The 14,957-nt window shown below is 63.9% G+C and carries 13 protein-coding genes; 8 read left to right on the top strand and 5 right to left on the bottom strand.

Annotated elements, in window-relative coordinates:
• Nucleotides 1–413: 413 nt before the first annotated feature.
• Nucleotides 414–1,457, top strand: coding sequence for a LacI family DNA-binding transcriptional regulator (locus GTZ99_RS00150; RefSeq protein WP_161716272.1), 1,044 nt, complete (start codon nt 414–416; stop codon nt 1,455–1,457).
• A gap of 113 nt (nt 1,458–1,570) precedes the next feature.
• Nucleotides 1,571–2,191 carry an outer membrane protein gene (locus GTZ99_RS00145; protein WP_161716271.1) on the top strand — a complete coding sequence of 207 codons (621 nt, stop codon included), beginning with the start codon at nt 1,571–1,573 and terminating at the stop codon, nt 2,189–2,191.
• A gap of 107 nt (nt 2,192–2,298) precedes the next feature.
• Here GTZ99_RS00145 and GTZ99_RS00140 read toward each other — a convergent pair whose 3' ends face one another.
• Complete coding sequence (locus GTZ99_RS00140; protein WP_161716270.1) at nt 2,299–2,901, bottom strand: hypothetical protein; 603 nt, start codon at nt 2,899–2,901, stop codon at nt 2,299–2,301.
• Between the two features lie 510 nt (nt 2,902–3,411).
• Here GTZ99_RS00140 and GTZ99_RS00135 point away from each other — a divergent pair.
• Nucleotides 3,412–6,375, top strand: a complete 2,964-nt coding sequence (locus tag GTZ99_RS00135; RefSeq protein ID WP_161716269.1) for an autotransporter outer membrane beta-barrel domain-containing protein — start codon at nt 3,412–3,414, stop codon at nt 6,373–6,375.
• 141 nt (nt 6,376–6,516) lie between these two features.
• On the top strand, nt 6,517–6,723 hold the full coding sequence (locus tag GTZ99_RS00130) for a hypothetical protein (RefSeq protein WP_161716268.1): 207 nt from the start codon (nt 6,517–6,519) through the stop codon (nt 6,721–6,723).
• A 70-nt stretch (nt 6,724–6,793) separates the two neighbouring features.
• Here the strand turns inward: GTZ99_RS00130 and GTZ99_RS00125 are convergent, their stop codons facing one another.
• From GTZ99_RS00125 to GTZ99_RS00115, 3 genes are all read right to left on the bottom strand, one after another.
• Nucleotides 6,794–8,221: an aldehyde dehydrogenase family protein gene (locus tag GTZ99_RS00125; protein ID WP_161716267.1), complete on the bottom strand. Its 1,428-nt coding sequence runs from the start codon at nt 8,219–8,221 to the stop codon at nt 6,794–6,796.
• Nucleotides 8,222–8,267: 46 nt separating this feature from the next.
• Nucleotides 8,268–9,092 (bottom strand): glutathione S-transferase family protein, encoded by an 825-nt coding sequence (locus GTZ99_RS00120; RefSeq protein ID WP_227711054.1) that lies wholly within the window; start codon nt 9,090–9,092, stop codon nt 8,268–8,270.
• A gap of 183 nt (nt 9,093–9,275) precedes the next feature.
• Nucleotides 9,276–10,124, bottom strand: a complete 849-nt coding sequence (locus tag GTZ99_RS00115; RefSeq protein ID WP_161716266.1) for a beta-etherase — start codon at nt 10,122–10,124, stop codon at nt 9,276–9,278.
• Nucleotides 10,125–10,438: 314 nt separating this feature from the next.
• Between GTZ99_RS00115 and GTZ99_RS00110 the strand changes: the two genes are divergently transcribed.
• The 3 genes from GTZ99_RS00110 to GTZ99_RS00100 are packed head-to-tail and all read left to right on the top strand — an operon-like array spanning nt 10,439 to nt 12,989.
• Nucleotides 10,439–11,137, top strand: coding sequence for a glutathione S-transferase family protein (locus tag GTZ99_RS00110; protein ID WP_227710999.1), 699 nt, complete (start codon nt 10,439–10,441; stop codon nt 11,135–11,137).
• A complete protein-coding gene (locus GTZ99_RS00105) occupies nt 11,134–11,583 on the top strand; it encodes an acyl-CoA thioesterase (protein WP_161716265.1) in 450 nt (149 codons plus the stop codon). The genes GTZ99_RS00110 and GTZ99_RS00105 overlap by 4 nt, the downstream gene beginning before the upstream one ends.
• Entirely contained in the window at nt 11,580–12,989 is a 1,410-nt protein-coding gene (locus tag GTZ99_RS00100) for an MFS transporter (protein ID WP_161716264.1), read from the top strand. Before GTZ99_RS00105 ends, GTZ99_RS00100 begins: the two co-directional genes overlap by 4 nt.
• A 13-nt stretch (nt 12,990–13,002) precedes the next feature.
• On the opposite strand, the gene GTZ99_RS00095 is transcribed toward GTZ99_RS00100, so the two are convergent.
• Nucleotides 13,003–13,872 (bottom strand): helix-turn-helix transcriptional regulator, encoded by an 870-nt coding sequence (locus GTZ99_RS00095; RefSeq protein WP_227710998.1) that lies wholly within the window; start codon nt 13,870–13,872, stop codon nt 13,003–13,005.
• A gap of 201 nt (nt 13,873–14,073) precedes the next feature.
• Between GTZ99_RS00095 and GTZ99_RS00090 the strand changes: the two genes are divergently transcribed.
• Nucleotides 14,074–14,952, top strand: coding sequence for a BKACE family enzyme (locus GTZ99_RS00090; protein WP_161716263.1), 879 nt, complete (start codon nt 14,074–14,076; stop codon nt 14,950–14,952).
• Nucleotides 14,953–14,957 lie beyond the last annotated feature (5 nt).

Here is a 14,957-nt window from a genome sequence, read left to right as displayed (position 1 = left end):
GCCATCCGGGCTCTCTCTGTGATTACAAATTGACAAATTGACCAGCGCTGTCAAGACATCGCTGTCAGAACAAAACATGCGCCGTAATGAATAGGATATCACATCCATTTTTCAGACACTTAGCGCAACGCAAGAGAGGCCTGGGGCATGCGACAAACCTGCCTAGCGATGCATAGTTGTAACAGCTTTGCCACAGTTTGGCGCCCCGTCCATGCAGGGAAAGGCTCCGTAATGGGGCAAATTCGCCACCCCGCACGCGCCCGCACATCCGCCACCCCGAATCCCCCGATTGCGCCTCGCCTCACCCCGCCGCGATTTGCGCAAAACCATCAAATCTGGCGCACATACGAGATCATGCCCCTGTTCAATCACGAAATCATGCCTACATGGAACAACGTAGTTAGGGGGCAGCCATGAGCAGCGGACGAACCGTACATCCGGTTCCATCGCACACGACCATGACAGATGTGGCGCGCGTCGCTGGCGTGTCGATCAAAAGCGTGTCGCGGGTAATCAACAACGAGCCGCACGTTTCGCAACGCCTGCGCGAGAAGGTTGAGGCAGCGATTGCCGAACTGGACTATGTGCCAGACACCGCCGCGCGCTCGCTGGCCGGTGCGCGCAGCTTTACCATTGGCGTATTGTTCGACAATCCCAGCCCGAACTATACGATGAAGGTGCTGGCGGGGGCCTATCGCGCCTGCATCGACAATCAATACCACTTGCGCATCGACACACTGGATTCCTTCGTGCCCGAAGCCGACCTGCGGCGTCAGGTGGATCAGATCCTGCGCCACAGCCGCTGTGATGGCTTCATCCTGACGCCCCCCCTCAGCGATGCCAAGGTACTGCTTGACATGCTGGAAGCGCGCGGTGTTGCCTATTCAAGAATAGCGCCAATGCTGGATGTCGACCGTTCGATGGCGGTGATGATCGATGACACGGCGGCAGCGGCGGCCGTGGCGGATCTGTTCTGGGCCCGCGGCCACCGCCGCATCGGCATCATCAACGGCCCCAATACCCATGGCGCGGCGGTCAATCGCCGGCGCGGCTTCATGGAGCGGCTGCTGCAACTCGATCCCGCGATTCTGGTCAGCGAGGCGAACGGTGGCTTCTCGTTCGAAGGCGGGATTGCGGCAGGCCACGAATTGCTGGCGGCGCGACGCTATCCCACGGCAATTTTCGCCGCCAATGATGACTCGGCGGCCGGGGTTATTGTCGCATGCAGCCAATTGGGGCTGAAAGTGCCGTCCGATGTCTCGATCTGTGGCTTTGACGACAGCTGGATCGCCAAATCGGTCTGGCCTTATCTGACGACGGTGCACCAGCCGATCGATATGATGGCCCAATATGCCGCGCAAATGGTCCTCTCACGCGTCAGCCTGAACGAGACGCAGCGGCTGCGCCAATTGGACTTTGAGCTGATTTTGCGCGATTCGGTGGCCGACGCCAGTTGATTACGCGCCGCTTGATACGGGCCTTTCCATAGGTCCGCGTTTGGAGGATTTTGGGCAAAGCCACCTCATAGAGGCTCCGACATGCGCATTGCGCCATGAAACGGAGCGGTCTGATGAAGTGCACTCTTTCCCACCCCTTGCTGCTGAGCGCTGGCGCTGTGCTGGCTATGGTGGCCAGCCCGGCACAGGCCCAGACAGAACCGGGTTTCCAGATCTATGGCGGCGTCCTGGCCGGCGCTCAGCAGGTGCGGATTTCAGGCGCCGATGTGCGAGCCAACGGCACCGGCGAAGGCATCAAATATGGCGCGTTGATCGGCGTTGACACGTCGGTCCTGACCGACACCCGGTTGGGGATCGAAGCCGAAGTCACCACCGGTACGATGCGCCACACCTATACCGACCGCCTGTTAAGCGCCGCGCAATTGCGCACCGGGCGCGACCTTTATATCGGCGTGCGCGCGGGCATCACGGTGGCACCGCGCACGCTGGCATTTGTCAAGGCGGGCTATACCAACGCGCAAATGCGCATGAACGCCACACAGGCCACCTCAAACAGCATCCTTGCCGATCTGAGCGGCTATCGCGTCGGGGCGGGCATTGAATATGGCACGAAAATCCGTGCGCGCGTCGAATACCGTTTCTCGGATTACGGCACCGTCAAATATGCTGGCCAATCGCTGGGACAAAAGGTGCAAAGCCATGAAATCATGGCAGGCATGATCTATGGGTTCTGAACGCGGCAGAGTGTAGCAGTCCTGTACGCAGCTTGGCCGATCCCGTCCGGCCCAAAAAAGGGGTGACAGCCAAATGCGCTGTCACCCCTTTTTGCTTGGTGTGCCGCTTACTGGCCTTCGGGACGGATGTCCTTGAACGCCGAGGAAAAACCGCTGGAAGGCGCGGTCGGCGCGGGAGCATGATAGACCGGCGGCGTATAGGGCGCCCGATGCGCACTGGCGCGGCTGCGCGCCGCGTGGGCGCCGGTGGCCTGACTGCGCCCGTGATGACGGGCCGCCATCGCGGCGTGACGCCCATGCGCCGCATGATGCCTTGCGGCCGCCCGCGCCTTGCGCCGCTCCTGTCGGGTCATCGGCGGCGCCTTGCGCTGTTCGGCGCGACGCTGCGCCGCTGTCATCGCGATGGCACGATGATGCCCCTTGCGCCCTGCCCGCTGGCCGTGTGCCACCGCGTCCTGCTTGTGCCCCTTGCGCGGGTGCACCTTGGCTTTGCCATGCGCCACTTCATGCGCCTTGGCCTTGGCCTTGCCATGCGCCTTGGCCTTGCCATGCGCGACAGCGGCGTGGCCACCCGTTGCGGCCCGGTGCCGCTGTCCATGCTCGCGCGATTGCGCCGGGACTGCCGGAAACAATGCCACCGCCGCCAAAATGGCTACCACACCACGCAACATCTTTTGACGCTCTCCCAGATACTTGGCCAAATCCGCCACGAACGGATGGCGGGACGGCAGCAATGATACGCGCATTCGCCGATCAGTCCAACGGAGATCTCGATCCGGCACGGATCGCAAAACCGCTTGGGCATAACCATTTGGGCGCAAACATGCCGGTAACGAACAGTGTGACATGTTTACCAAAGCGTAGCAAAATTCCGGCAACAAATGCGCAAAATAGCCTTGCGCAGCGCATCCGCGCAGGTAAACACGGGGCATTGCGGAGCAACGCGAACGAGGTTTTACCCTCATTCCCGTCAATCAGGCAGGGTCGCATAAGATAATTTGGCACGTCCTGTGATGATAGAGGGGGATTTCACCATGCACTTCCAGCCTAACCTGCTGGGACATTTGTCGCGCCTGCAGGCTTTCACCACACTGGTGATGCCTTTGGTGTCGCGCGCGGTGCATCCGCGCTCCATCTGACAGCAATGCGTCGTGCCCGTCCGTTGCGGACGCCTTTGCGCGCGCCCCGATTTTCGACCACGTTTTGAACTGGGAGTATCTATGAATCCTGTAACCACCCGCCGGTCGCCCCGCGCGATCACATGGAGCGCTTCGGCGTCGGTTCTGGCCGCCACGCTGTGCCTTGCAAATCCGGCTCTGGCCGCCGATGCCAGCGGCAATGATTTCGTCAACGCAGGTTTTGAAACGGGCGACACCACGGGTTGGGTCGTCACGGGTGGCTATCGCCCAAGCGGTGGCGGCGCGGTGACCGCTTCCGACTACGCAGGCTCGCCCAACTCGGTCACAGTTGTCAGCCAGGGCACCGATGCGATCACCGGCCTGCCGACCGTGTTTGCCGGCGATTATGCCGTGCGGATCAACGATTCGAACAACAATTACAGCATCAACGCGATTTCGCAGACCGTCTCCAACTACGGCAGCAGCACGCTGTATGTGGCGTGGTCGGCGGTGATGTCGCCGTCCCACCCCGAGGATGAATCTGCCACGATGCACGTCGTCGTGACCGATGTGACAGATGCCAACAACACCTTTGTTCTGACCGATGAGGTGTACAACGCTTCGGATTCGTCGGTAAACTTGGCCGCTTTCCAGACGACGCAATATGGTGAGTTGTACACTGGCTGGGTGGTGAACAAGATCAACACCACCGTTGGCCATGACTACAACATCACCATCTATGTGGGCGACTGCATCTGGGGCGGTCACTATGGCTATGCCTATGTCGATGCGTTCTCGCAGCTGCGTCCGGTCAGCAACCCCGGCGTGGAGTCGACCAGCTCTGAAGGCGGCGTGATCGACGCGGCGACCGACCTGTTCTGGGTCGGTGGCAGCGGTACGTGGGACGTTGTCTCGCTGAACTGGAACACCGGCACTCAGCAGCAGAACACCCCCTATTCCACCACGCAGCGCGTCACCGTGTTCAGCGGCACGCCCGGCACCGTCACCGTCAACAACACCGGCGGCACCGTGACCGCGGGCGATCTCAGCTTTACCGTGGGCGGTTACATCCTGAACGGCGGCACGATCACCTTTGGCGGGACGACCGCCAACATCAACGTGGGTGACGGCACGCCCGATGGCGCGGGCTATGTCGCCACGATCTACAATACGCTGGCGGGCAACGTGGCTGTGGTCAAGACGGGCCTGGGCACGTTGGTGCTGTATGGCAACAACACGTTCAGCGGCGGCCTGCGTGTGCAGGGCGGCACGGTGACGGCCACCTATCAGTCGCTGGGCACCAGCACGGTTGATCTGGACCTGAACACCACGCTGAACATCTATAGCCCGTCGAACAACGCGTCGGCGGTGCGTGCGCTGACCGGGCCGACCACCTTGAGCAACGCCTTTGGCGGCACCGGCACGATCAACTTCTATAACACCGACACGGTCATCATGACCGGCACCAGCACCATCTCGGGCACGGCCAACGTGCTGGGTGGCGGGCGCGTGCAGATCGGCGGCGCGGTGGTTGGCCAGAACGGCACGACCTATGCGGGGTCGATGGCCAACGCCAATTTCGTCGTCACCAATGGCTCGCTGGGCGGCTATGGCACGATCGGCAGCCTGTCGATGGGCAGCGGCACCACGCTGGCGCCGGGCGGCTCGATCGGCACGCTGACGGTTGCGGGCAACTTTGTGCAGGGCACCGGTTCGACCTATGCGGTCGAGCTGACCTCGACCGGTTCGACCGACCTGCTGGCGGTCGGCGGCACCGCGACGATCCAGTCGGGCACGACGCTTAACGTCACCAAGACCGACACGGGCGCCTATCAACTGGGGCGCCGCTACACCATCCTGACCGCCGCTGGTGGCCGCACGGGCACCTATGGCTCGGTCACGGGTGATACGGCCGTCTCGTACTTCTACAGCCTGGTCCCGACCTATGCGGCCAACGCCATCTATCTGGATGTCGCCAAGACCCGTACCTATGCCTCGGCCGGGTTGACGCCCAACCAGATCGCCGCCGGCACCAGCGCCGACACCGCCGCCGGCCGCATCGCTGCGGGCACGGTGCTTGACAGCACGTCGCTGCTCTATGCGATGGGCAACCTGCAAAGCCGCGCCGCTGGCGCTGCGGCGCTGGACGTCATCTCGGGCGAAGTGCATGCCAGCGTCCGTGCCGCCGCGATGGAGGACAGCCAGTTCGTGCGTAACGCGGTCCTGTCGCAGCGCGCCTATGGCAGCATGTTCTGGGCCTATGGCTATGGCAGCTGGGGCCACGCCAATGGCGATGGCAACGCGGCCACCTATGCCCGCAACACCAGCGGGATGCTGTTTGGCTCGCAACTGGAACTGGTGCCGCACCTGACCGTGGGCAGCATGTTCGGCATCGGCACGAGCAAGCTGGCGCTGTCGGCGCGCGGTTCGTCGGCGGACACCAACGACCTGCATGCCGGCTTCTTTGGCCGTATCGACGGCAGCGCGCTGTCGCTGGTGGCTGGCGTCGGTCTGACCCGCCGCGATACGCACACCAGCCGTTCGGTGACGATCGGCACCTTCTCGGAAAGCGCGAAGAGCCGGTACAACGTCATCGTCAAGCAGTTCTTTGCCCAAGCCAGCTATCGCAAGCAGCTGAAGGGCATCGAGCTTGAGCCTTCGGTCGGGGTGGCCTATGTCGATGTCACCGGACGTTCGGCGGCCGAAGACGCGGCGACCTCGCGTCTGGGCATCCGCGAAGGCGGCGGCGGCGGCTGGCTTTACACCGTGGGCCTGCGCGGCGCGGCGGATCTGGGCAAGCTGGCTGGCGTGCCGATCAAGGCGACCGGCGGCGTGCAATATCGCCTTGCCGAACACGCCACGACCTTCACGGCCGACAACAGCCTGCTGAATGGCAGCACCTTCCGCGTGGCCAGCGTGCCGACGGCGCGCAGCGCGGCGCTGCTGGATCTGGGCCTGGAGGCCAAGCTGGCTCCGGGTCTGGTGCTCAGCGCCGCCTATACCAGCACCCAGGCCTCGAATGCGCAGGACAGCGGTCTGCGCGGGTCGCTGACCTTTACCTTCTGATCCAGCCCCGGCACCTGCCCCCATGCGGGGTAGGCCGGACAAAACCCCCGGTCGCGCAGGACGCGGCCGGGGGTTTTTGCTGGGCGCGTGGGGCCATGGCGCACCCTTGCCAATCGGGGCAAAGACGCCCATCTGAGCGCCATGCGCACCACCTATCACTCCGCCAGCGTGCGGCTGTATCATCTGGACGGCGGCCCGGAAGGGGGCGCGGCCACCACGCTGTTCTATGGCCCCTTGTCCGAGGCGATGCTGATCGGCGAACAGCAACCGGCCGAGGTGCAGGAGGGGCTGTATATCGCCACCGACAATGATGTGGTGGCGTTTCTGGACCTGTTCGAAGGCGGCTGACGCACCAACACAAACCCCGCCCCGGACAAGCCGGAGCGGGGCTGCATCTCCCGAAAAGGGCAGTCAGCGATTAAGCCGGCAGCGCGCCGATCACCGACTTGACCTCGAGGAATTCTTCCAGACCGAACTTGCCGAATTCACGGCCATTGCCCGACTGCTTGTAGCCGCCAAAGGGCATGTCCATCACCAGACCACCGGCGTTGACATAGACCGAACCGGCGCGGATCTTGCCGACGATCTGCTTGGCCACCGAAGGATCGCCCGCGATATAGGCGCCCAGACCATAGGGCGTGTCATTGGCGATGGCGACGGCCTCGTCCAGATCCTTGTACGGCAGGATGACCAGCACCGGACCAAAGATTTCCTCGCGCGCGATGGCCATGTCATTGGTGACATTGGCAAACACGGTCGGCTTGACGAAATAGCCCTTGTCCACGCCCTCGGGCAGGCCGGTGCCGCCGGTGACCAGTGTCGCACCTTCTTCAATGCCCTTGGCGATCAGGCCCTGGATCTTGTCAAACTGGGCCTTGTTCACCACCGGGCCGATGTGGCCGCCTTCGGCCATCGGATCGCCCACCGGCTTGCCGCCAAAGATTTCGCCAGCCAGCTTGGCCGCCTCGTCATGCTGCGACACATGGACCAGCATACGGGTCGGCGCCACGCAGCTCTGGCCCGAGTTCAGCAGCACGCCGCCGCAACCGCCGGGCAGCGCCTTGTCCAGCGGGGTGCCGGGCAGGATGATGTTGGGCGACTTGCCCCCCAGTTCCTGCGTCACGCGCTTGACGGTGTCGGCAGCCGCCTTGGCCACCATGATGCCGGCGCGGGTCGAGCCGGTGAACGACACCATGTCGATGCCGGGGTGGGCGGCGATGGCATTGCCCACGGTCGGGCCATCGCCCTGCACCAGATTGAACACGCCGGCCGGAACGCCCGCGGCTTCCAGCACTTCAGCGAACACGGCAGCGCAGGTGGGCGCTTCTTCCGAAGGCTTCAGCACGATGGTGCAGCCCGCGGCCAGCGCCGGCGCCACCTTGGCGACGATCTGGTTCATCGGCCAGTTCCACGGCGTGATCAGGCCAACCACGCCGATGGCTTCGCGCACGACCTTGTTATCGCCAAACTTTTCCTCAAAGTCATAGGCGCTCAGCGCGGCCAGCGTGTTGGCCAGATGGCCCAGACCCGAACCAGCCTGCGCGGTGCTGGAGGTGCCGATGGGGCAGCCCATTTCAGTGCTGATCGCTTCGGCAATGTCGCCGATGCGGGCCTTGTAGGCCTCGATGATGCGGCCCAGCAGGGCGATGCGCTCATCCTTGGTGGTGGCAGAGAAGCTGTCGAACGCGCGGCGCGCGGCGGCAACGGCGGCATCCACGTCGGCGGCCGTGCCCAGCGTGATGGTGCTGGCGGTGCCTTCGGTGGCGGGGTTGATCACGTCATGCGACGTGCCGCCGATGCTGTCGACCCATTTGCCGTCGATGTAATTCTGCGGATAGCTCTTCATGGGGCAGTCCTTTCGAAGGGGAATATATTCAAGGGGTTCGCAAAAATCAGATCAGGCCCAGTTCCGCGTCGCTGGCGGCATGGCCCCATTTGTCGCGCGGGGGCATGGGGCGGGCGCTCCACGGCGGGGCCAGAGTAAAGCTGGAGACGCTGCGCCCTTCGGGGATGCGGCCATTGCCGCCACCCTGCGCATAGTCATAATACAGCGTCATCAGTTCGGTATGGCTGTGCAGCGCGGCGACCACCGGGTGGTTCACACAGGCCTCGCGCCAGCGCAGCACGCGGGTCAGATGCTGCGGCACCTGATAATCCTCGTAATATTCCAGGAACCACAGCCGTTTGAACATCGGGGCAAAGGCGCATTCCGCCCAGCCAAAGCGATCGAACAGATAGTCGCCATCAGGCGCATAATCGCGCAGGAACGCGTCCAGCCGGGCATATTGCGCGTCGACCTCGGCCTTGAGCGTGTCGCGCTGGGCCACATCACGGTTCAGGATCATGCGATAGCCCGCCCCGGTGAACGCCCCATCGGTCGCCACCAGCATCTGTTCCACGGCATGTTCATACGGATCTGCACGGGCGATGCGCGGCTGCGGGAAACGTTCGTCGAAATAGCGCAGGATCACCATGCTCTCTTTCAACGTCTCGCCACTTTCCAGCTCCAGCGCGGGCAGAGCGGTGGTGCCCCGCGTCTTGCGCAACAGCCAATCGGGGCGCGGCTTGGAAATGTCGATGTCGTGGTGGGCCATCACATCACCCACCCCCTTCAGCCCCAACAGGATTTCCACCCGCTCGGAAAAGGGGCAGCCGGGGATGTGGTACATCCGCAAACGGCCCGCAGGCGGCTCGCCACTGGCATCCTCAACACGCATCACGTCTGCCCTATCCTGTCATCTTGCCGCCGGGGTAGCGGTATAGCGCCCGCCCGGCCTGCCCATCGGGGCATAGCCGGAACGGGCACCCGTCCCAAAGCATTTTGTCAGGGTTGCATATGAATTCGCCGCCCGGCGATTGCAACCCCGACCGACCAACGATCACACATCGGCCATGGTGCCTCAGGCCTTTTCCTTGGCTCCGGTGATGTGGGCGGTTTCAGCCGCCGTGCTGGCGGGCCCGGTGTTGCGCTTGACCAGACCCGACACCAGCGAGGGGCCCTTGGAAAACGGCTCGGGATCGCCCTCGCGCAACTTCAGACCAAACAGCGGGCTCATCCCCGGAATGCGGCCCAGACCGCCGAACAGGTCAAAACCACGGTCGATCCAGTCACGCAGCGGCTCGTCCTCGGTCATGGGCGGGATGTCGGCCACGCTGGCGCACCACAGGAACACCGCCAGCGCGCGATAGTCAGCATAGTTGGGCGTGTCGCCACCCAGCCATTTGTGCTGCCCCAAAATGCCGCGCAGCAGTTCCAGCTCGGGCAAGACCTTGGGCAGGCGGTCTTCACGACCTACGGCAATATCCTCCAGCTTGCGGTTGCCGAACATGCGTTCGCGCGTTTCGGTGATGTAATTGTGGTCATGTTCATACGCGCGGCTGCGGTATTCCAGGATATAGCAGGTCATCCACGGGCTGATCGCGGTCTTCCACAGCCAGGTTTCCAGAAACTGGATCAGCGGCTTGATCGACGGATCGGGGATCAGCTTGGGCCGGTCGGGGTATTTCTCGTCCAGATATTCGGCGATCAGCCAGCTATCGAGCACGAAATGGCCATCATCCGCGATCACCGGCAGGCGTTCGCTGCGGCCACCGGTTCGCTCCAGAATGCCGGTGAACCCGCCCGACACCACATCCAGATCAAAGCCCTTGTGCGCAACGGCATATTTCGTCGCCCAGACGAACGGGCTGGTGGTGCAGCCGCTGGCATGATTCAGGTCGAAAAAGGTGATCTTGTTGTCTTTCGCCACGGCGCTCTCCATGTTCGGCGCGGGTCAGGCCGGGGAGGACCATACCCACGCGTCATTTGTATGTCTTACTGCCATTTTTGCGAGGCCCAGCGCAAGTTGCCAAGTGGGCAGAATATACTAGCAGCAAAAATAACTCCCTGACGGTGCGGGACGACAGCCAGCGCGCCCAGCTCCAGCCCCCTGCCCAGCCTGTCACAATCTATGATAGCGCCGCCAATGGCCTTGTCCGCCGCGCCCGCCCTGACGCAAAGGTGGCACAACCGATGCCCGCGCGGCCCATGCGGCCTGCGCGCACCCCACACGCCCCCACCGCCATGAAGGAGAGGTTCATGCTGGAATTATACACATCCGAAACGCCCAATGGCTGGAAGGTCTCGATCCTGCTGGAGGAGTTGGGGGTGCCATACAAGGTCCACCCGATCTCGCTGACCAATCAGGAGCAGAAGACGCCCGCGTTTCTGGCCCGCAATCCCAATGGCAAGATCCCCGTGCTGGTGGATACCGAGGTCGAGGCCGACACGGGCGGCTTTGCGGTGTTCGAATCGGGCGCGATCCTGATCTATCTGGCTGAAAAGTTTGGCCGCTTTATCCCCGCCGATGTGGCCGGCCGCAGCCGCGCGCTGCAATGGGTGACGTGGCAGGTGGCGGGTCTGGGCCCGATGATGGGGCAGGCAACGGTGTTCAACCGCTACTTCCCCGAAAAGATCCCCGCCGTGATCGAGCGCTATACCCGTGAAAGCCGCCGCCTGCTGGGCGTGCTGAACGATCAACTGGCCGACCGGGCCTATCTGCTGGGCGATGACTATAGCGTGGCCGACATCGCCAGCTTCCCTTGGGTGCGCGGCTGTGAATGGGCCAACATCGACATTTCGGACATGCCCCATCTGTTGCGCTGGCGCGATGCCATTGCCGCGCGCCCGGCGGTACAGCGCGGGCTGTTGATCCCCACGCCCCCCACACCTGAGGAAATGGCCGCCAAGACCACCACGCAGGGCAAGGCCATTCTGGCATGAGCGAGGCGCCTGAATACACCGCTTTCCTCTCGCGCCCGCACCGCATCACCTGGGGCGAGTGCGACCCGGCAGGCATCGTCTTTGCCCCGCGCTATTTCGACATGTTTGCCGAAAACGCGGTGCTGTTGTTCGAACACGCCGGCCTGCCGCCCAAACGGCAAATGCTCAAGGAACTGGGCGTCATCGGCTTTCCGGCGGTGGACATGTCGGCGCGTTTTCTGGGACCGACGTCCTATGGCGACGATGTGCTGGTAGAAACGGCCGCGCCTGATTTCGGCAACTCCAGCTTTACCCTGCATCACCGCCTGACGCATCAGGGGCGAATCTGCGTCGAATGCACGGAAAAGCGCGTGTGGACCGTGCCTCACCCCGACAAGCCCGGCGCCATGAAGGCCGCGCGCATTCCCGATGACATCCGCGCCCTGTTCCTGAAAGCGCCGGCGTGAACGAAACCATTGTAAAGCCCCGCACCATCGCCCTGGTGGTGGCGGTGGTGATGTTCATGGGCATTCTGGAAGGCACGATCATCGCCACCGCCCTGCCGCATATGGCGGTGGATTTCCGCGTCGCGCCGGTGGACCTGTCGGCGGGGATCACGGCCTACTTGCTGGTCTCGGCGGTGTTTTTGCCGATCAGCAGCTGGGTGGCGGAAAAGCTGGGGACGCAGCGGGTGCTGATCGGCGCGATCGCGGGCTTTGCCGCGTCCTCATTGCTGTGCGGGCTGTGCGATGGTCTGCCCGGTTTTGTCGCGGCGCGCAGCGTACAGGCGATGTTCTCGGCCTTGATGGTGCCGGTGGGCAATCTGGTGCTGTTGCGTATCACGCCCAAACGCGATCTGGTGGAAATGACCGCGATCAGCACCACCCCCGCGCTGATCGCTCCGGTGATCGGCCCGCCCATCGGCGGCTTGATTACCGACCTGCTGGGCTGGCGGTACATCTTTTTCATCAACGTGCCGCTGGCGGTGATCGGCATTGTCATGGTGCTGCGCCTGATCCCCAATCTGCGCGATGATGACGCCCCGCTGTTCGATCACAAAGGCTTCGTGCTGGTGGCGGGCGCGCTGTCAGGGCTGGTCTATGCGCTGGACCGGCTGGGCGCGGAACCGGCACATTGGCAACAACCGGCGGCGCTGGGGCTGGCGGCGATAGGCATCGCGTGGCTGGCCATGCGCCACATGCGGCGGCATGACGCGCCGCTGGTGCCGCTGGACGCGCTGCGCCATGGCACGTTCCGCTCGATCGCCTTTGGCGCGGGGTTTTTGATGCGGCTGCCGTTCATGGGGCAATCGCTGTTGCTGCCGCTGTTCTTTCAGGTGGGGTTTGGCCTGTCGCCATTTACCACCGGCATGCTGCTATTGGCGCAAAACGCGGGCGATCTGATGCTCAAACCCATCGCCGGGCGCAGCATCCGCCGCATGGGGTTCCGCACCGCGCTGACGCTGGGCACGGCCACGATGATGGGCGCGATGGGCGCCACCGCGCTGTTGCAGCCCAGTTGGCCGATGTGGGCGCTGGGCGGGGCGATGCTGGTGACGGGGATGGCGCGCTCGATCGCCTTTACGGGGATGATGTCGCTCTCCTTTGCCGATGTCGAGCGCGAGGAGTTGGGCGGAGCGACGGTCGTCAACAATCTGGCCAACTCGCTCTCGGCGGCGGCGGGGATTTCGCTCGCGGCGCTGCTGGTCAATGGCTCGGCCGGGCTGGGCGCTGTGGCGGGGCTCGAGGACTATCGCCTGGCGATTGTCGCGCTGGCCGGGATCGGCGCGCTGGCCGTGCCGCTGTTCGCACGCATGCCGCGCGACGCGGGCGCAGAAGTGTCGGGCCACGCGCCGCCGCCCATCGGGCATTGAGGACGCGCCGAGGTCAGCCTGCGACTTCGGCGCGCAATTCCTCGGCCACGCGGCGCAGCTTTTCCGCGCTCTCCGCGTCAGCCGGGGCAAACAGGATCAACCGCTGCCCGGGCACTTCCTCAATCGCATAGGACGTGTGGTGGAACGAGATCTGCCCCACTTCCGGCAGGGCGGCAGTGTTCACATCCTCGAAATGGGTGCGGATTTCGGCCGCTTCCCAGCATTGGGCGAACACCTCGCTGCTTTCGCGCATTTCCGCGATCAGCACGTCAAACACCTCGGGACTGGCGGTGCGGCTGTAATCCCACTTGAACCGCGCGGTGAGGCGGCGGGCCATCTCGCGATAGCGTTCGGGATCGACGCGATATTGCTGGCCCAGCATCAGGATGCGGAACAGGTTGCGCTCGGCCCGAGGCAGCGGGGCATAATCGCGGAACACGCGCTGCACCAGCCGGTTCCAGCCCACCACCGTCCAGTCCTCGACGATCACCAGCGCAGGGATGTTCAACGCGTCGATCAGCGCCTGCGTGCCGGGGCGCACCTCCTCGTCCAGTTGCGAAGACAGCGGGGGTGGGCGATGCTGCGCCAGCGCGAACAGGAACTCGCGCTCCTTGGGCTCCAGCCGCAGGGCGCGGCCCAGACGCTCGATCATCGGCACCGACAATTGCACATCGCGGCCCTGTTCGAACCACGTGTACCACGTCACGCTCATGCCGGCCAAGGTCGCGACCTCTTCGCGCCGCAGCCCGCGTGTACGACGCCGCTCCCCCGCCGGCAGACCCACGTCGGCCGGCGACAGCCGCGCCCGCGCGGCCTTCATGAAACGGGTCAGTTCCTCTCTTTGCGCCATGATGCTCCACACCGGCTGTTCGCACCGGCCCATACAGCACGCCCCCCTTACAGCATAGGGGAAATGCGTGCCCAACCTTTTTGGCTCTGTCCGCGCCACCTTACCGGCCCAGACTGTTAGTGGCAATAATGGCAGAGGCAACGGCCTATCTGTGGGCCACGGCATTTGCCACAGGGTGTCCCCATCACACCGCCCGCCCAGAACATCTTACGAAATGCCGAGAGGAGAATACACTTGGCCGACAAGGTTTTCATCACCTGCGCCGTCACCGGCAGCAGCGATCCGTTCCCCAAGCACCCCAACTTCCCCTTCCGCCCCGAGCATGTGGCGCAAGAAGCGCTGGACGCGGCGGACGCTGGCGCCTCGATCATCCACCTGCATGTGCGTGACCGCGATACCGGCGCCCCCAGCCAGGCGCTGGAGGACTACCGCGAAGTGGTCGGCATGATCCGCGCCAAGAACACCGACGTCATCCTCAACGTCACCACCGGCCCCGGCTGCACCTGGATGCAAAGCGACGAGGACCCCTCGCTGCCCGGCCCCGGCACACTGATGTTCACCGCCCAGCGCCGTCTGGAGCACATTCTGGACCTCAAGCCCGACATGTGCACGCTGGACATCTGCACCATGAACCTGTGGGGCGGCGCGGCGATCAACCTGAAACCGATGATGGTCCAGATGGGCCACATGATTCAGGATGCGGGCGTTCTGCCGGAAATCGAATGCTTTGAAGCGGGCGACTTCGTGTTCGCCGAGGACCTGATCGCCGAGGGCGCCCTGCCCGCGCATGTGCCCTATACCTTTGTGCTGGGCACCAAATACGGCCTGCCCGCCACGACCGAGGCGATGCAATACTCCAAGAACCAGCTGCCGCGTGGGGCGAACTTCACCGGGTTCGGCATCCAAAAGTTCTCGTTCCCGATGGCGGCGCAATCGGTGCTGCTGGGCGGCAACGTGCGCACCGGCTTTGAAGACACGACCTATCTGCGCCGTGGCCGTCAGGCCGCCAACAATGCCGAAATGGTCGTCTGGGCGCGCGAGCTGATCGAGCGTCTGGGCAGCGATGTGGCGACGCCGGGCGAGACCCGCCAGCGTCTGGGCCTGAAGAACTAACACAT

Source organism: Novosphingobium ovatum, from assembly GCF_009909235.1.
In the GTDB taxonomy this organism is placed as follows: Bacteria; Pseudomonadota; Alphaproteobacteria; order Sphingomonadales; family Sphingomonadaceae; genus Novosphingobium; species Novosphingobium ovatum.
The sequence above is the reverse complement of the archived record's forward strand: the minus strand, read 5'-3'. Positions and strand labels throughout refer to the sequence as shown.